Annotated in this window: 23 protein-coding genes; 14 read left to right on the forward strand and 9 right to left on the reverse strand. The window is 42.0% G+C overall.

All coding sequences use genetic code 11. The features are described from left to right. The first annotated feature begins 69 nt into the window (after positions 1 to 69). From mtrE to ACZ5XX_RS03710, 13 genes are all read left to right on the forward strand, one after another. Positions 70 to 951: a tetrahydromethanopterin S-methyltransferase subunit E gene (mtrE, locus tag ACZ5XX_RS03650; RefSeq protein ID WP_464585746.1), complete on the forward strand. Its 882-nt coding sequence runs from the start codon at positions 70 to 72 to the stop codon at positions 949 to 951. 3 nt (positions 952 to 954) lie between these two features. After that, positions 955 to 1,650, forward strand: coding sequence for a tetrahydromethanopterin S-methyltransferase subunit D (mtrD, locus tag ACZ5XX_RS03655; protein ID WP_464585748.1), 696 nt, complete (start codon positions 955 to 957; stop codon positions 1,648 to 1,650). Next, positions 1,651 to 2,460: a tetrahydromethanopterin S-methyltransferase subunit MtrC gene (gene mtrC, locus ACZ5XX_RS03660; RefSeq protein ID WP_464585750.1), complete on the forward strand. Its 810-nt coding sequence runs from the start codon at positions 1,651 to 1,653 to the stop codon at positions 2,458 to 2,460. It begins immediately after the preceding gene. Positions 2,461 to 2,480: 20 nt separating this feature from the next. Beyond that, positions 2,481 to 2,786: a tetrahydromethanopterin S-methyltransferase subunit B gene (locus ACZ5XX_RS03665; protein ID WP_464586197.1), complete on the forward strand. Its 306-nt coding sequence runs from the start codon at positions 2,481 to 2,483 to the stop codon at positions 2,784 to 2,786. A 12-nt stretch (positions 2,787 to 2,798) separates the two neighbouring features. After that, the gene (gene mtrA, locus ACZ5XX_RS03670) at positions 2,799 to 3,518 is read left to right on the forward strand and encodes a tetrahydromethanopterin S-methyltransferase subunit A (protein ID WP_464585752.1); all 720 of its coding nucleotides are present in this window, start codon (positions 2,799 to 2,801) and stop codon (positions 3,516 to 3,518) included. Positions 3,519 to 3,534: 16 nt separating this feature from the next. Continuing rightward, positions 3,535 to 3,741, forward strand: coding sequence for a tetrahydromethanopterin S-methyltransferase subunit F (mtrF, locus tag ACZ5XX_RS03675; RefSeq protein WP_464586199.1), 207 nt, complete (start codon positions 3,535 to 3,537; stop codon positions 3,739 to 3,741). A 38-nt stretch (positions 3,742 to 3,779) separates the two neighbouring features. Beyond that, positions 3,780 to 3,992: a tetrahydromethanopterin S-methyltransferase subunit MtrG gene (mtrG, locus tag ACZ5XX_RS03680; protein ID WP_464586201.1), complete on the forward strand. Its 213-nt coding sequence runs from the start codon at positions 3,780 to 3,782 to the stop codon at positions 3,990 to 3,992. A 24-nt stretch (positions 3,993 to 4,016) separates the two neighbouring features. Beyond that, a complete protein-coding gene (gene mtrH, locus ACZ5XX_RS03685; protein WP_464585754.1) occupies positions 4,017 to 4,952 on the forward strand; it encodes a tetrahydromethanopterin S-methyltransferase subunit H in 936 nt (311 codons plus the stop codon). 113 nt (positions 4,953 to 5,065) lie between these two features. Continuing rightward, the gene (locus ACZ5XX_RS03690; protein ID WP_464586203.1) at positions 5,066 to 6,007 is read left to right on the forward strand and encodes a calcium/sodium antiporter; all 942 of its coding nucleotides are present in this window, start codon (positions 5,066 to 5,068) and stop codon (positions 6,005 to 6,007) included. Between the two features lies 1 nt (position 6,008). After that, complete coding sequence (locus tag ACZ5XX_RS03695; RefSeq protein ID WP_464585756.1) at positions 6,009 to 6,440, forward strand: universal stress protein; 432 nt, start codon at positions 6,009 to 6,011, stop codon at positions 6,438 to 6,440. A gap of 106 nt (positions 6,441 to 6,546) precedes the next feature. Further along, positions 6,547 to 8,031 carry a methanogenesis marker 14 protein gene (locus ACZ5XX_RS03700; RefSeq protein WP_464585758.1) on the forward strand — a complete coding sequence of 495 codons (1,485 nt, stop codon included), beginning with the start codon at positions 6,547 to 6,549 and terminating at the stop codon, positions 8,029 to 8,031. Then, the gene (locus ACZ5XX_RS03705) at positions 8,019 to 8,663 is read left to right on the forward strand and encodes an NTP transferase domain-containing protein (RefSeq protein WP_464585760.1); all 645 of its coding nucleotides are present in this window, start codon (positions 8,019 to 8,021) and stop codon (positions 8,661 to 8,663) included. Before ACZ5XX_RS03700 ends, ACZ5XX_RS03705 begins: the two co-directional genes overlap by 13 nt. Further along, on the forward strand, positions 8,611 to 8,883 hold the full coding sequence (locus ACZ5XX_RS03710; protein WP_464585762.1) for a PRC-barrel domain-containing protein: 273 nt from the start codon (positions 8,611 to 8,613) through the stop codon (positions 8,881 to 8,883). Before ACZ5XX_RS03705 ends, ACZ5XX_RS03710 begins: the two co-directional genes overlap by 53 nt. Before the next feature lie 8 nt (positions 8,884 to 8,891). Here ACZ5XX_RS03710 and ACZ5XX_RS03715 read toward each other — a convergent pair whose 3' ends face one another. The 9 genes from ACZ5XX_RS03715 to hmd form a co-directional block, all read right to left on the reverse strand. Continuing rightward, positions 8,892 to 10,124 (reverse strand): SufB/SufD family protein, encoded by a 1,233-nt coding sequence (locus tag ACZ5XX_RS03715; protein WP_464585764.1) that lies wholly within the window; start codon positions 10,122 to 10,124, stop codon positions 8,892 to 8,894. After that, positions 10,106 to 10,861: a Fe-S cluster assembly ATPase SufC gene (gene sufC / locus ACZ5XX_RS03720; RefSeq protein ID WP_464585767.1), complete on the reverse strand. Its 756-nt coding sequence runs from the start codon at positions 10,859 to 10,861 to the stop codon at positions 10,106 to 10,108. Before sufC ends, ACZ5XX_RS03715 begins: the two co-directional genes overlap by 19 nt. Before the next feature lie 38 nt (positions 10,862 to 10,899). Further along, complete coding sequence (locus tag ACZ5XX_RS03725) at positions 10,900 to 11,388, reverse strand: FeGP cofactor biosynthesis protein HcgF family protein (protein ID WP_464585769.1); 489 nt, start codon at positions 11,386 to 11,388, stop codon at positions 10,900 to 10,902. Continuing rightward, positions 11,385 to 12,029, reverse strand: a complete 645-nt coding sequence (locus tag ACZ5XX_RS03730; protein ID WP_464585772.1) for a hypothetical protein — start codon at positions 12,027 to 12,029, stop codon at positions 11,385 to 11,387. The genes ACZ5XX_RS03725 and ACZ5XX_RS03730 overlap by 4 nt, the downstream gene beginning before the upstream one ends. Then, a complete protein-coding gene (locus ACZ5XX_RS03735; RefSeq protein WP_464585774.1) occupies positions 12,017 to 12,721 on the reverse strand; it encodes a Nif3-like dinuclear metal center hexameric protein in 705 nt (234 codons plus the stop codon). Before ACZ5XX_RS03735 ends, ACZ5XX_RS03730 begins: the two co-directional genes overlap by 13 nt. Further along, entirely contained in the window at positions 12,718 to 13,473 is a 756-nt protein-coding gene (locus tag ACZ5XX_RS03740; protein WP_464585777.1) for an SAM-dependent methyltransferase HcgC family protein, read from the reverse strand. Before ACZ5XX_RS03740 ends, ACZ5XX_RS03735 begins: the two co-directional genes overlap by 4 nt. Further along, a complete protein-coding gene (locus ACZ5XX_RS03745) occupies positions 13,470 to 13,934 on the reverse strand; it encodes a DUF3236 domain-containing protein (RefSeq protein WP_464585779.1) in 465 nt (154 codons plus the stop codon). The genes ACZ5XX_RS03740 and ACZ5XX_RS03745 overlap by 4 nt, the downstream gene beginning before the upstream one ends. 6 nt (positions 13,935 to 13,940) lie before the next feature. Further along, complete coding sequence (gene hmdB / locus ACZ5XX_RS03750) at positions 13,941 to 14,969, reverse strand: 5,10-methenyltetrahydromethanopterin hydrogenase cofactor biosynthesis protein HmdB (RefSeq protein WP_464585781.1); 1,029 nt, start codon at positions 14,967 to 14,969, stop codon at positions 13,941 to 13,943. Between the two features lie 98 nt (positions 14,970 to 15,067). Further along, positions 15,068 to 16,102: a 5,10-methenyltetrahydromethanopterin hydrogenase gene (gene hmd / locus ACZ5XX_RS03755; protein WP_464585783.1), complete on the reverse strand. Its 1,035-nt coding sequence runs from the start codon at positions 16,100 to 16,102 to the stop codon at positions 15,068 to 15,070. A gap of 345 nt (positions 16,103 to 16,447) precedes the next feature. Between hmd and ACZ5XX_RS03760 the strand changes: the two genes are divergently transcribed. Then, positions 16,448 to 16,702 carry a hydrogenase iron-sulfur subunit gene (locus ACZ5XX_RS03760; RefSeq protein ID WP_464586205.1) on the forward strand — a complete coding sequence of 85 codons (255 nt, stop codon included), beginning with the start codon at positions 16,448 to 16,450 and terminating at the stop codon, positions 16,700 to 16,702. Positions 16,703 to 16,731: the final 29 nt, after the last annotated feature.

The raw sequence follows: 16,731 nt of genomic DNA on the forward strand, positions 1-16,731 counted from the left end.
CGTGGGGGGAATCCTCCCATGTAATACACCTATTTTTTTATTACTTAAAGGGAAAAGGAGGAACAAAGTATGGATTTTGTTAGTTTAGGTGTTGTGGCTTTGATGAGCGCAGCTGCAACCATAGCAGGGGCTGCGGAAGATTTAGAGTCTGATGTGGGATCCCAGAGTAACCCTAACTCCCAAGTCCAGTTAGCACCTCAAGTAGGACACTTACACCGTATAGTTAACAAGGCAATATCAGGAGAACCAGTAGCCTATGGTTTATGGGCTGGTATCGCCGGCTCAGTAGCATACGTGCTCATAGGCGCCCACATCCCTGTAATCATTGCAATAGCCCTTGGAGCAGTTGTAGCTGCAATGGTCCATGCAACATATGCTGTAACAGCCCATATGGGTAGGATTGCGAGTCAATCTCAATTTAATCAACCATTATTCCTCGACATACTCGTCGAGCACCTTGGCCCAATTGCAGGCCATGGATTTCTCGTGACATTTGGTATTGTAGGATTATCATATCTTATGACATTACCACTTGAAGGACTTGGCCACCCATTCCCCCTACCATTACTTGCAGTGTTATGGGGCATCACAATAGGGGCTATCGGTTCATCAACTGGAGACGTTCATTATGGTGCCGAGAGGGAATACCAGCATTACCCATTCGGTGGTGGCGTGCCAGTAGCAAACCATGGTGACATAACAACCAAGGCAGAGTTAGGAGCCAGGAATTCAATGGATGTCGTCAACTTCTGCGCAAAATATGGGGGACCAGTCACAGGTTTCTGTTTTGGGCTCATAGTATTCTTCAGCTTCTGGACAACAATAGTATTTGGTATACAGGGCGGTATCATCGTCGGCCTTATAATAGTCCTATTATTGATAATCCTCAACAATAGAATAGAAATGTTCGCAAGGAAAAATTATGGACCCTACAAGGAGAAGGAGGAATAAATAATGGACCCATTAACATTAATAGGAGCAATTACAGTTGGAGGAATACTTGTAGGTGGAGGCGTCCACTTCGTGCCCGTGGGAGGAGCCCCAGCTGCCATGGCAACAGCAACTGGTGTGGGTACAGGTACTGCCATGCTAGCGGCTGGTGCAGGTATGACTGGGCTGATAACAGCAGCAGCAATGACAGGCCAAAACCCAGTGTTGATACTAGCCGCTGGTGCGGTTGGTGCAATGTTAATGCTAGGCATAACCATGCTTAGTAGTAACCTAGTTTATGTTTTCGGTGTAGGTACAGTCCCGGTGTCAGCAAAGGTTGACCAAGATCCTATAACACGACTTGAACAGAAGGATTATGTAACCCCGGGTACTGAGGGTCATGGCCTCCCAACAGTCTGCTTTGTGAGTGGTCTTATAGGAGCAGCCTTCGGTGGAATAGGGGGAGGCTTAGTGTATTGGGCGCTACAACAAGCACTACTCCAATCCTATGGGATGATAGGAGCAAGTACGATCGCAGGGATATTCGCTGTTGGCGTGTTCTTCATTAATGCTGTGATTGCATCATACAATATTGGCGGTACCATTGAAGGATTCCACGATCCTAAGTTTAAGAGGATTGGTAGGGGCATAGTAGCTTGTCTCGTCGCCTCCTTAGTAGCTGGAATATTCTCAACATTATTGATTGGAGGTGTATTCTAAATGACAGTAGCAGCCGGAGGCCCTACAGCCGCGGCAATCCCGGAGAGCAGATTGTTAATCCTTGGGATTATAGGCGGCCTTGTAGGCATATACTTATACAGTGTTCCTGTTATCGGAACGTTACTCGCATGTCTTGGTGCAGTTTGTGCCATAGTATGGGGTGCTGATGCCATTAGAAGAGTTGCAAGTTATGGTCTTGGTACAGGTGTGCCATCCATAGGGTACATGTCAGTGGCTATTGGTATAGTAGGCCTTGTTGCAGGTATCGCCACTCCGATGGCGGTAGCCGTTCCTAGTATGACGATACCTATCCTAGGCTTAATACTTGCAATGATACTTGGAGCTATTGTAGGATTCCTAGGCCGGAAGGTCTTGAAGATGAAGATCCCAGTACTTACAAGATGCACTGCTGAGATTTCAGGAGCCGCTGCACTTTCTGTGCTTGGATTCATAATAGCCCTATCTGGCAATTACACCATGAAACCAGTGGTAAGTTCAGTTATTGCCACAGGATTCATCGCTTTACTATTCATATTAAATACCATGGCTATCCAGCATCCATTTAATGCCTGCCTTGGACCGAACGAAAACCAGAGAAGAACCCTTAAACTAGCAGCAGCATGCGGATTCCTTTCAATGACCGTGATAGGATTACTATCACTTAAAACCAATCCAGTATGGTGGCTTATAGTACTCGTCGGGGGCATAGGATGGCTAATAACATTCAGAGCATTTATCGGCGCAACCTTTGAAGATGCAGCTTCTGTTAAGTGGACTGGATTATGGCCTAAAGAGGAAGAATTCGAATAAAAAGGAGGAATATAGAAATGGTGGACATGTTACCCTTGATTAAGGTTGTCCCTGAATTTAATTATAGCCTGGATCCTTCCACTGGCATAATAGGGGCGGCCGTTGGAAGAGAACTTCTAATATTATCCATGGATGAGATAAATGCGCAGATAGCTGCTTTAGAGGCCACAGCAGATGATCTTGTTAATTCATTGGATCCGAGCACGGTACCAGAGGGATCATACCCTGGAAGGGAGGGAGTATACCTCACCGCAGGTAAATTAACAAATATAGTCTATGGTTTCCTCCTTGGCATGATCCTGCTGTGTGCCTGGATACTCTTATAGGAGGTGTTTTTTGTGGTTGAGAAAAAAGCTCCTGCTGAGGGTTGGCCTGTAGTGAATGGTGATTATATTGTAGGTGACCCAGAGAGTCCCGTGGCTGCGGTGACCCTTGCCAGTCATATTGAGGATGTTCCTCATGAGGCTGGTGCTGCTATTGCCGGGCCCTGTAAGACAGAGAACATTGGTATAGAAAAGGTTATCGCTAACATAGTCTCTAACCCAAATATTAGGTTCCTTATACTTTGTGGTTCAGAAGTCCAGGGCCATATTGTCGGTCAGAGTATGGCAGCACTCTATGAGAACGGTGTGGACCCAGAACAGAACAGGAAGATCATAGGAGCTGATGGTGCAATACCATACATTGAGAACATACCCGATGAGGGCATAGAAAGATTCCAGAAACAATTAGAACTTGTTAACATGATAGATGTCGAGGACCCAGGGCAAATCCAGGCAAAGGTCAAGGAATGCATAGAAAAAGATCCTGGAGCATTCGAAGAAGAGGCAATGGTAATAGAAGTGGAAGAAGAAGAGGAGGAAGAGGTTGGCGAGGAAGTTAGGCCCGTGGCAGCGGAAACAGCCCTCATAGAAGCTAGGATGAGGAACATACAAACTCAGGTTAAGATGATAGGTTCCACCAACCGGATGTTCGCAGGGATGTACTCAGGGAAAGTCCAGGGCATAATGATAGGCCTAGCCTTCATGTTAACCCTGGGACTCTTATTAATGATATAGTGGAGGTAATAAAATGGTGATCAAATTATCAAGTAAACCAAATGTCCGAGGCATAAAAAATGTCACAGAGGACATAAAATATAGAACTCAGTTAATCGGTAGAGATGGCCGATTATTCGCGGGCCTAATAGACACTAGGATAAGTGGGATCAGCTATGGTCTTGTCATAGCATTTATCCTAGGATTTGTAATACCTCTACTAATGGCGTACTTAACGAGGTGATCTAATTGGCAGAGGAAGAAACAATAATACCTCGTGTGATGGTATCTGCTGAGGAATTCAACAAGGCTAATGAACGTCTGGACGATGTCGAAGAGAAGGTTGAGTTCGTAGTCGGGGAATATTCCCAGAGACTAGGCCAGCAGATAGGTAGGGATGTTGGGATCCTATATGGCATAGTTATAGGCCTTATAATCCTTTTAGTTACGAGACTTTTATTTGTAGGATTTATAAAATCCCTATTTGGGTTCTAAAAAATAATTATTAGGAGGTATAACATGTTTAGGTTTGATAAAGAACAAGAGGTATTTGACATAGCCGGTGTTAAAGTTGGAGGTCAACCTGGAGAATATCCAACAGTCCTAGCTGGAACAATATTCTATCCAGGACAGGACATTTATGAAGATGAAAAGAAGGACATTTTCAATAAGGAGAAAGCTGAGGCCCTGATAAAACTTCAGGAAGAAATGTCCGACACTACAGGCAACCCTTGTTTCGTGGGTATACAAGCTGAAGATGGCGAGGCAATGGCTAACCATATAGACTTTGTTGTCGAAGTTACAGATGTGCCATTCCTCATAGACTCAACAGTAGCTGATGCGAGAATCTACGGGGCCAAGCATGCTGATGAGATAGGAGTCGCTGACAGGGCCATATACAATTCAATAAACATGTCAGTTGATGATGATGAAATTGCCGGGTTAAAGGATACTGGCGTGTCCTCTGCCGTGGTTTTAGGTTTCAACGCCCAGGACCCCAGTGTTAAGGGCAGAATTGCCATATGGGAAGATGGCGGTGGCATGATCCATAAGGGATTGTTAGATATCGCAGCAGAGTGCGGGATTGACAAGCCACTTATGGATGTTGCGGTAACTCCATTAGGTGCAGGTGCAGGACACGCAGTGAGAACAGCCTTTGCAGTGAAGAGCAAATGGGGGTACCCTGTTGGCAGCGCTATCCACAATGTACCATCTGCTTGGAATTGGGTAAGGGATTTCAGAAAAGAGCATAGAGAAGTTTGGCCAGTCTGTGACGTTGGCTCCAATTTCATACAGCAGATGACGGGCTCAGACTGGATATTCTACGGTCCTATAGAGAATGTTAGGATGGCTTTCGCAGGTTGTGCGATGACTGACATCTTCATAACTGAGGCTGCCATGGACTTGGGCACAGAACCGCAAACAGAGGACCACCCATACTACAAGCTACTCTAAAATTAGGGTAGCGTCCTCCCTATTTTATTTTTAATATATTCCACTTTTTTTGACAAATCGTAACTTTTAAATGGGATTAATCGTAATGATTTTTTGGTGATATTATTTTGATAGTGGAGCTTATCCTATCTGTTGCATTGGTAATATCATTGATTATAGTTATAAAATCTGCCAATGTTTTCGTAGATAACCTTGTCGAAATTGGGAGTGTATTTGGGATATCAGAGACCATACTTGGGGTTACAGCGTCTGCGATCGGAACTTCTCTGCCAGAATTTGGCTCGGCGGTTATAGCATCCCTTTCTGAGAGCACAGAGATTGGAGTGGGTTGTGTTATAGGATCTAACATTTGGAATATCGCAGGTATATTAGGTATTTCGGCTATAGTAGCTGGGAATATTGGCACTGAGGCAGCTGGCCTTAAAAGGGATTTCACAGCCATGCTTTTAACAGCTATTGTATTGATATTATTCATGTTATTGGGTAATATTGGTAGGGTCGCTGCATTGGTTATGATAATATTGTATTCCATTTACTTCTGGCGTCTTATAAAAGCCCAGCGGGATTATAACCTAGAGAAGAAGGGTGGGGGGAGAGGAAAATTAGATCCTAAGATTGTTCTTTTAACAGTTCTTGGATTCGCCGGGCTTGTGGTAGGATGCAGGGCCCTAGTTTATACTGCTGTTGAACTTGCAAGGATAATGGGGGTTCCTGAGATGATAATGGGCTTATTCACACTTGCCATTGGGACAAGTATACCTGAGTTTGTTGTGACACTTTCATCTGCAGTTAAGGGACTCCATCATCTATCAATTGGAACAGTACTTGGAAGTAACACATTTAACATCCTTATAGGTATAGGAGTCCCCGCAATTATAAAAACCATCCCAGTTGATCCACTATCCCTGAAATTAGACGCTCCTGTCATGATAATTGTAACAATACTCCTTGTATTATTGATCAAGCAAGGTGACATGAAACTTAAAAGGAGTGGGGGCATAACATTATTTGCAATATACATATTATATGCGTTTATCAGATTGTATGGTGTCTGATATGTATAAGAAGATTCTTGTTGCTACAATGGGAGAATACATGGATGAATTAATGGAGCATACACTTGACTTACTCCATGGTAGGGAAGCAGAGGTTATATGCTTATATGTTGTTGACACATCGGTACCATTCCTAACGCCAAGGAAGATCAAGGAAATGATGGTAAAAGAATTGCGCCAAAGAGGAAAAAAAATAATAGAAGACATGAAAAGGGGCTTGAACGGCCCACAAAACCCCAACATAAAATTTAAGGGTGTGATAATAGAAGGTGACCCCGCCGAGGAGATAGTTAAATTCGCAGAGGAAGAGAAAGTCGATGTTATTGTATTAGGGACTGGTAAAAGTCTCGTTGACAAACATTTACTTGGAAGTGTGTCCGAGAAGGTTGTACATTATGCTCCTTGCACCATTCACCTTGTAAGAACAGTATAATATATTCTATATCGGGGCTTGAACCCTTAAGTATTTGTTTTTTCCAAAAAATTTATATCTGATGGTATTGAATCCACTAAGTGTTATATTTTTGGGGGTATCCAATTTGTCATTACTGAAAAGATTATTCGGTCCTAAGCCAATAATAGCCAAAAGTAAATACAAGACCATAGAGGAGATAAAGGCATCGCCATTCACAAAAAAGACCGTAGGCTCTGGGTACGCGCTAAACCCGGATGTATATTATATAGTGGCATCGGTAGAATTAGGTAACACCACCACTAAGTGCATATTAACTGCAACCAATCTTAACACAAGTCGAAGCTACCTACTAGATAAAACAGTTAACATGACAAGGGACATAAGACCCCCAAAACCTGGAGAAGAGGTCTTTGGAGAAACAGTATGGGGTGTTGAATTAACAAAGGAATCAGTAGCAGAACTTGTAAGGGACACCATACTAGAATCTGCTAAAAGAGCCAGGATAGACATAGAAAAAGATCTTGATTTTGTGGTAAGATCCACTGGCGTCACAGCAGGATTCGCATCACCAAAAGACGTTGGTCAACTCATAATAGCGCTGGCAGAAGGATGCCTAAAGGCTGGTATACCCCCAAGGAAGATGGCCCCAGCCCTTTCAGTCGATAATCTACCCCCACGTTTAAGAAGATTCTCACTCCTAGATAAAGTAATATTTGATGGTGCTGTGGCAAGTGTAATACCACCCACTGGCAGACAAGTGGTCGCCAATGAAATGGAAGGTGAACTAGTCACAGCTGGGATAAAAATCGGGGCCAAATGGACGAAAATAGATTACAGAAACCCTTGCGTTTCTTTGGATTTTGGCACAACACTCGCAGGGCGTATAGTGAACAGTGCAGAACCCTATGCAAGGACCATAGGAAATTTTTGCGGACTTGCAGGGGCCATACCCGACGCCCTCATAAGGGGGACTGAAATGGTTGACAAGGAAGGTGGAGCAGCCATCGACCTCTATAAGAAATCGATCCTAAAAGGGGCTGACTGGAAAAAGGCGCGTGAAAATGCTGAGATGGTGCATGAAGAGGTGATAGATATAAGGAAAGTCCCGGAGGATCGTAGAAGGTTTGGAACAGTCCCTGTTGACCCTGAAGCGGCCTATGATGCCGGTACAACACTCATAGGCTGTGATGCTGGGAAAAATGGTGACAAACTAGGAGAACTTGCAAAAATTGGACATGAAATATACCAAGAGGATGGTATACACACACTATTCGCAACCTTAGATTATGTGAGCGCACTCATAGCAAAAAGGCTCATAGACGAGGCCTTCGAAGAAGGGGTTATAGAAGATGGTTCCGTTTTAGGAGTGACTGGAAGGGCTGGTATAACAGGTGAAAAACCCAGGTTAATATTAGAATATGTTAATAAGAGGTTTAAGGATGTTGTGTTCGTTTCAGATGCTCTTGCTCTAGGTGCTGCTGTAATGGCCCGTTGCATGAATTCAATAGGCACGCCACACACGCCAATAGGTGGCAGACAAGGAGGACCATGCATACTTGGTATGAGGAGGAAACTACAACGCAAGAAAGAGGAAAAATGGATCGAATAAGGGCTATTGTAATGGCGGGTGGAAGGGGCACACGCCTCAACCTAGAACATGAAAAACCACTCACACCAGCAGGTGGAAAACCCCTTATAGAGTATGTCCTAGAAAACCTTGAAGGATCCGAGAACATCCAAGGTATAACAGTTGCAACGAGCCCATACACCCCACTAACAGAAAAACATGTGAAAAGGTTGGGATATAATATAATCTGCACAAGTGGCAGGGGTTATATAGAAGATCTTGGGGAGATATTATCCTATTTTGAAGGAAAAGGCGATTATATCCTATTCATTATAAATGCGGACTTGCCATTGGTAGGTCCATCCATCATCGATGAAATAATAGAATATTATAAAACTTCTAAAGCCGAGGCCCTTGCCGTCTTTGTGCCCCTTGAAATTTATGAGGATTATGGTCTTATACCATCTAGTTCATGGAGAGGTATGGTGCCGAGCGGGGTAAATATATTAAGGAGTAAAAATAAGATACAAAAACAGGAAATTTTGAGAGTTTCAAGATTGGAACTCGCACTAAACATAAACACTCCTAGGGATCTTATATTCCTTGAAAGGATATTAGGTGATGATATTGGAAGAGAAAACTTTGATAAAAGGGGAAGAGAAGTATTGGAGTGACATTAAGGGTTATCAGGTCGCTACGAATAATGCGAGGATACTCGGCGAACTTGAAGAACTCATAATCAACGATAAAACGGGTAAAATAACAGATATTGTCATAAAAGTGGAAAAAGGGAGGAATGTAACGGTAAAGGGTGCGAAGAAGAAGGGTGATCGCCTATTCGTACCATTTGGTAAGGTGGAGAAGGTTGGGGAGTTCATAATAATAGCAGAATAACCCGCACTCTACATCCCCTTCAAGCTCATGTCAAGCATCCTCTTCGTCTCCTCGGCAAGTTCAGGTGGTAAACCTTTTATATCCATGCTAAGGAAACCCCTAACTATCATGGATGCCGCTTCCTCCTCTGTTAAACCCCTAGATGTTAAATATAATATTTCTTCTTCGGCTATTTTCCCAACAGCAGCCTCGTGGGACATTTCAAGATCTGTTGCGCTGCCCACGAGTTCAGGAACCGCATATATCATAGAATCATCAGATAATACGAGACCATGACATTCTAAGTGTCCTTTAACCTCCGGAACTCTTCCTGCTAGATGACCCCTTGAATATATCTCTGATTTATCCTTTGAAACAGCCCTTGATACTATCTCTGCACTTGAACCTTTACCATCAAGGATGACCCTAGAACCCATATCAAGTATGGATTCTTTCCTACCCCCAAGGATTGACTGGAAAACAACCCTAGAATTTTCACCAGTACAATATGCTGTTGGATATGATTGTATGCTCTTAACTGGACTTGTAAGTATATAATTGTTTATGAAAGTCGCATTATCTCCTACTAGTATACCTGTCCGGGGTCTTACCTCTACTTGTTCGGCCCAATTATGGATCATTGTATATGTGACCTTGGCACCCTTTTTTATATAAAATTCTGTTATTCCAAGGTGTAGTGCTGAGCTCACATCTTCTCCAGTGGCGCAACCAGTTATTATATGGAGTTCTGAATTTTCTTCTGCGATTATGATATTATGGAGTGTTTGCATAACCCTTTCGTCCCCTATGAACATGCAAGCTTGTAGTGGGAATATCTCCCTTGAATTTGGCTTGGATCTTATGAAGTATCCGCCTATGTTCCCCTCGGATTCTCTTAGGGCTGTGTGTGCAGTGTACTTGTCAGTGTCTGGTGCTACGACCTTCCACATATAATCTTTGAGCCAATTGTATTTTTCTAGGGCGAGGTTCAGGCCCATTATTTCAACGGTCTTTGAGGCTTGGCTTGAGTATATTCCTGTCTGGTCTACTTGTATGAATGTGCCTGCTCTTTCTTTTTCTGTGGGGTCGACGCCGACTTTGAGTAGGGTGTTTCTCATCTTCTTTGGCACTTCTGTTGCTTTGTTAATCCTTTCATGTTCTCCTGCCTCTTCCTTTATAAACTTTTCAAGGTCTATGTCATAACCGTATGGTGATTTTTTCTCTTTTGCCTTTTCGGCCTTTTTTATTGTGTCTGGCAACATCTAACACACCCGTTGAATCCTTCTGTCCTTATATCATCTAATATCTCCTTTGGGTTTCCTGTGCAGGCTATTTTACCATCTAGGAGGACGTGGGCTATGTCGGCTCTTACGAAGTTAAGTATGTAGCCAAGATGTGTAATGAGAAGACCTGCCCTTTGCCTTTGTCCTGGCTTTTTATCCTTTTCTAGGAGAGTGTTGATCTCTTCTGCGAGTAGTTCAACGTTTTCGATGTCAACTCCACTATCTGGTTCGTCGAACATTATGAAGTCTGGTTTCTGGGCTAATAATTGTAGTATTTCAGACCTTTTAACTTCTCCACCTGAGAAGCCCATGTTAACATCCCTTTCTAGGAATCTTTCATCGAATTTCAGTTTTTTAGCTGTTTCCATTATTTCGGGGTTTAATTCTTCTTCGACTGTTTGTCCATTTTCTATTTTGAGAAGGTCGATTAGTTTAACGCCACGGATTGGCGGGGGGTTCTGGAAGCTCACACCTATGCCCATCCTGACCCTTTCTGTTGTGGGCAATTCTGTGATGTCTTTTCCTTTGAATATTATCTCACCCTTTTTAACTTTATACTTGGGGAAGCCGAGTATTGTCATGAAAAGTGTGCTCTTCCCGGACCCGTTGGGTCCTAGGAGGACGTGGGTTTCCCCTTTATCTATGTAGAGGTCTATGTCCTCGAGGACTTCTTTTCCCTCTACTTCAACTGCTAAGTCTGTGATTTCAAGGAGCATGGTAAACCACCATAGTACTTTTTTGAACTCTATAATATTTATATATGTGGGAGAGTATCCTCTAGAAGTTTAAGGGTTTTTTTCACTCCGGATTCTTGTCTTTTCATTATCTCGGTGGCTGGGGAGGATCTGAGATCCGCATAGACATCCGATGATCCTATGACTTCAATATTATCACTTACGAGTGCTATCCCACCCCTGCCAATACCTGCAGTTGTTCCTATACCAATGTCTGCTCCTGTAATATCTTTCACTGCTTTAGCCATCTTATTGGCTATTTTTTTATCTGTGGCTTCGTCGTAGACTTTTATATCATCCATTATTTCAGTTGGTGGTGGTGGTTCGAATTTGAGGATTTTTTTGATCCCTGAAATGGTTGGGATGAATAGGCCAGCTATGAGTGATAACTTATAGTCTTTGGGTTGGATGGTCCACTTATATGATAATGGATAGCCTTGGGAGAATGCGTGTATTTCTCTGGCTATTTTCCCATGGGTAAAACATTCGGCGGTAGCTATCCTAATCAATCCACTCCCCTCATGTGGAGAATCTTTAATATATGGGATGTTATGGTTTTCGCTATTTCATCTAATACGTATCCTGTTATGGGTTCCCAATCTCTTATAAGTTTACCAGTCCCTATGAGGGTGTGATCTTTTATTCCCTTCTCTTTTAGAAATTTGGCTATTGGATTATCTTTTTCAACATTGGATATGTCTTCTGCTATTATTTCTTCTTGACCGATTCCAGAAACGCCCATTGTACTGATAGTTGAAGCTTCTATTTTTTTTGCGTGTTTGATGATGGATGCTGTGATTGGGAGTGTGTTGCCACCGGCGATTAAAATACAGATAATGTCTCCGTCTATTATTTGGAGGTTATCCTTTGAAATGTATGCTGGGATTCCCACAACTTTCCTCGTGGAAACTCCGTTGGCTAATCTTTCAAGGAATTTAACCTTATATTCACCTACCCTAGCCCCTTTTAACCTGAATATTAGATCATCGGCTGTTACTCGCTGCCCGTCAACGGCTTTTATCTCCCTTGGCCCTCCCCTGTGGACCTCCATCAAATTTAGGGCTACTCTAAGGCCCAGTCTCCCAAGGCCGACTATTGTAACTTTACCATGGGGTTTTTTCCCCTTTTCCAGTTCCTCTATGGATTCCATTTCATGGTCTCCCATGGTGTTTTCGTGTCGATTATTTTGACTTCAACCCCCATGTGAGATATGAGTTCGCCCAACCTGTATAGGCCTGGGAGTTCTGTTGTATGGTGTCCTACATCTATGAGGGTTAAACCTAGGTTTTTTGCTAGTATGGCACCCTCTTGGGTGAGGTCACCTGAAAGGTAAACTTTAACATTCTTTTCATGGACCTTTTTTATCATCTTGGGATTTAAACCGAAACCTGATACTATTGCTATCTTATCGATCTTGAGTTTTCTTTTAAAATTAACAATCCTAGCCTCTTCTGGTTTGAGTTTTCTGTGAACTTCTTCGATGAAGGTCTCAAGTCTGGTGTCTGTTTTGCAGATCCTTCCTAGGCCACCTGCTATCGTGTCTATAACTTTTAGTTTTAGTTTGTTGGCTAGGGCGTCGCAAGCTCCTCCTTTGATGATGTCCCAGTTTGAGTGTATCACATATGTTGGTATTGGAGGTTTTAGTTGTGGTGGATGGTGTAGTATGAGCAGGTCATGGTCTTTGTAGGGTATTTGGTCTGTAGCAATGTAATCCATTAGTAGTAGGACCTTTTTCACACTAATATTATTGGCCGGTGTCATTAGGCCGATTTTGTCGCCTTTTATGGCGAAGTGTGGTGGTATTTTCTCTTCTATAAGTTTTATGAGCTCTATTAGCTTCATATTTCCTTTATTTGGGATTTTATTCTTCTAAGATTTTCTTTTATTGGCGTGTCGCAGTCTATTCTTCTGAGGGATGATGTGATTATCGCATTTTCCTTGAGGGATTCTATAAATTTTTTACAATTTTTTTCCTTGAATAGGATTCTTTCATAGAATCTTAGCTGTGACGAGGCGTAGAGTACACCATCCATTTCCAGGATCTTGTTGAGGCTTCTTCTAAGCACTTCTATGGTTAGGGTCATTGTCCCTGATGTTTTCGCATTTAAGCCGCTGGTATATAATATGCCATTTAGTGGGGCTTTGACGGCTTGTATTCTTTTTTTACTTTCGTCATGGCTTTTTATTATGGGGTCGCTAGCATCTGAAATTGGACTTTCAACTATGAAAGCGTTAGTTTGTATTTTTAGTTCTTTTGGATTTATGCCTCCGATGCCTGTTGTATCAATTGTAAGATCCCAGGAGCCCCTGATGGCTTTTGGTTTTTTGAATGTTACATTTGAATCAATTAGACATTTAAGGTGGGGGTGCTTGTCGACTACTGTAACATTGTATTCTTTGAATTTATTGGCTATCATGGCACCTGTAAAATAGGCGCCTATTATGAGGATGTTTTCTGGTTTGATTTTTTTATGGGTCAGCCAATCTAGTAGGGCGTATGTTTTGATTTTGCCTATGGTTTCTATGATATCTTGGATGGTATGTTTTGAGAAGTAACTTTTTACTGTGTTTGTTATACCAGTTTCTGTTTTCATAATCCTAGCCTTTGGAGGGCTGTTTTCAGTTCTTCTTCTACTGCTTTTTCTAGGCTTTTTCCATGGATGATGTGTGGTGATGATATGGCTGCTGAGAGTATTCTGCCTTTATGGTCCATTATTATTAGCATTGAACCAGAGCCTGGAGCGCCTAGTCGACCCCTTGCTATTATGAGGTCTGCGTCTGTTGTGTCCACTGCCATGAGGGCCTTGGTTATGGTTGGCATTCTTGTCAAGTCGGCGGCGTTGGTGTGGATTTTTAATCCTTTGGCCTTGGGGAGTCCGAATTCTTTGAGGATCTTGTTTATACTTTTTAGTTTTTTTTCGTCCCAGTTGGGTATGATTATGTTTTCTGCTGAGAGGATATATTCTCTTATCTTTTCGACTTCTATGTGTTTGTCTCCTTTTCTTTTCCCTTTTGCTGATTCGTTGTATGCTTTTTTTATGTGTTCTTCTAGCATCTTTTATCACCATGGGATTGGGGAGGCCAATTTTTCATGTTTTATCTCGGCTTTTAGGCCCATGCTTTTTATGGTTTTAAGTATTCTTTTCAGGTTCCCGATATGTGGTGATCCGACGCCTTTGACTTCTATGGGATAATTGTCGGGTATTATTGTTGCTATGTTGTCTGCACCTGCTATTAGGGAAAATTTCACATTTTCGGGGCCTATGGTCGGTGCTGGGACTGTTATCCTCAAGTGGGGGTATAATATTCTTGTTACTGCTATGGTCTTCATCTGATCATCTAATGGACATGCTGGATGTTTTTCCATTGGAGTCCCCTTGTATGGATTGAATCCCATTATTGGTATTTCTCCAAGGCTTTTGAATCTTTTGAGGAATCTTAGATGTTTTATTCTGTCTTTGTATGTTTCTCCGATTCCTATTAATAATCCTGATGAGAGCTCTAGGCCTTCTTCTGATATGAGTTCGCATACTTTTATGCGTTGTTCTAGTGTTTCTCCTGGTTTGAGGTGATGGAAGAGTCTCCTGTTTATTGTTTCTAGGTTGCAGCATATGGTGTCGGTTCCATGCTTTGCCAGTTCTTGTATGTTTTCTCTTTTAAGGTCTGAGCCCACGTTTATCAGCAATTCTAGACTAGTATTTTCTTTAACTATTTTGGCTGCTCTGATAGCATGTTTTCCATTGTATCCGTGGGCGCCTGAACAACTAACTCGGGGGATTCCAGCTTTTTCTATCTCTCTGGCTGCTCTTAATATCTCATCATTTTTTTTGGAGAATCCTTTGTAGTATCCTTGGGGTGATGTGCCAGCGGCGAATCCGCAATATTTACACTTAGGGGTTATTTTACACTTATTTGTTAAATGGATAGTTGATGTGAGTTTTATTGAGCCTCTATTCTCATTTCTAATTTGGCTTGCAACATCCATTAGCCTATTAAAGTCTCCTTTATCCTCTATTTTGAACAATTTGATTATTTCATCGTCTTTTAGTCTTTGCATGTTTTCTGCTTTTTTCAGGATCCCTTCTATCAATTTAACACCCAAAAACTGGAAAACTAGTATAGTAAAATATTATGAGTATAGGTGATTTAAATATTTTCTGGGGGGGAAAATAATAAGAAGGGAGGGGGTTATTTTTTCCTTTTTTCAAGGACTTCGAATGTTGATGGGAGTATTTCTGCCAGGGCCCCGAAGTTCATGGAGTCTGCTGTCCCGAGGAGTGTGCCAGGGTCTAAACGATCCTCCATTTTGTCTATTCCAGCCTTCTCCATTAGATTGGTTAGTTGTTCAAGGGCTTCTTTGGCCATCATCTGTGCGAATCCGGCTGGTGCGCCAAGGTTTTTGGTGACGGCGTCTCTGTAGGTGAGTATGCCCGCATATGTTACTGCTGTGAGCGCAGAGCACATGTCACATACTGGGCCTAGAAGTTCTGCTGGTAGTTTGTAGGCTTTGCTTCTTGCTTTTTCGCCTAATTCTAGGAGGGTGTTTATGGATTCTTCGGATGCGTATCCTTCTGCTATGTAGACTTGTCCTTTCATTTCGGGTACTGCGCCTGGATGGTATGATGATATGTTGAGGGTTTCTGGTGATGTGGCGAGGTCTCCATGTCTTTCTGCGAATATTTCATAGAATTTTGTTGTGGGTATTGTGCAGGCGTGTGTTACGATCGCACCTTTTTTTAGGTTGTCTATGAATTTTTCTATGATGTTTGGTTGGATGTCACCCTTTGGCAGCCAAGTCATAACCCAATCAGCATCGGTTACAGCTTCCTTGTCATCTGTTGTAACTTTTAGTCCTAGTTCTTCGGGGTGTACGAAGTGTATGGCACCCTCTGGTGGCTTTGGAAGGTCCTTGGCCACCTTATTCACTTTTTCCCTAATCTTTGGCATTATTTTTTCAGGGTCTTCTTTATGGGCTTCTATAACTTCTTCAGGGTCAAAGTCGTCTATTACTGTGAACTGTTTGTCGAATACTGGATCTGATACTATGATATCATCTATTCCTGCTAATTCTTTCAGTTCCGCAGCCATTGTTATTGTTGAGTGAGTCATGGCTATCTCTGGTTTGTCAACTTCTTCTGCCACTTCGCATGCCCTTGCAAAGTTTGTTATGCCGGTTGCTGCATGCGTCCTATAACAACCTGCTCCCAATATTGCAACTTTCATAGTAGTCACCTCAAACTTGTATTACTATTTTTTTAGATAGTACTAATAACTTCCTCTTTTATTATAAATAAATTTTTCGATCATAATTATGTCCAGCATATATTCCAGCTTTTATTATGTAATGTAAGAAAACTATTAATTTAGCAATTTATCATAAAAAAATAAAAATAATGAAATTTACAATAACGTGTGGGGGGGTAAATGATGGAAATGCAAGTCCACAAGGTTGGACTTTTTCGACTAGCGAACCAACCCGAAATCATGCAAATATGGTAGAGAAGCCATATAGATTAACAAAGCACAAGCTAAAACATCCACAATTAAAAACTTCGAAAAGCTTCCCTCATTTTCAAAGCCTTCCGTGAAGGCGCTGATGGCGTATTTGTAGGCGGATGCCATTTAGGAAATTCTCATTACGAGTCTGGAAATTATAAGTGTAAACGTAGAGCAGAATTAACAGAGGACATATTAAAAGAATTAGGAATTGAAAAGAGAAGATCCAGGTTTGAATGGATATCAGCCGTGAGAGGTGAAAAATTCCAAATGCAAATTTACAAATATTTTAAGGGAGTTAGGTCCACTCAAAAAATTTATAGGTAATCCCTCTATTTTTTTTTCGAAGATCTTTT

It is taken from the genome of Methanothermobacter crinale (genome assembly GCF_055397825.1).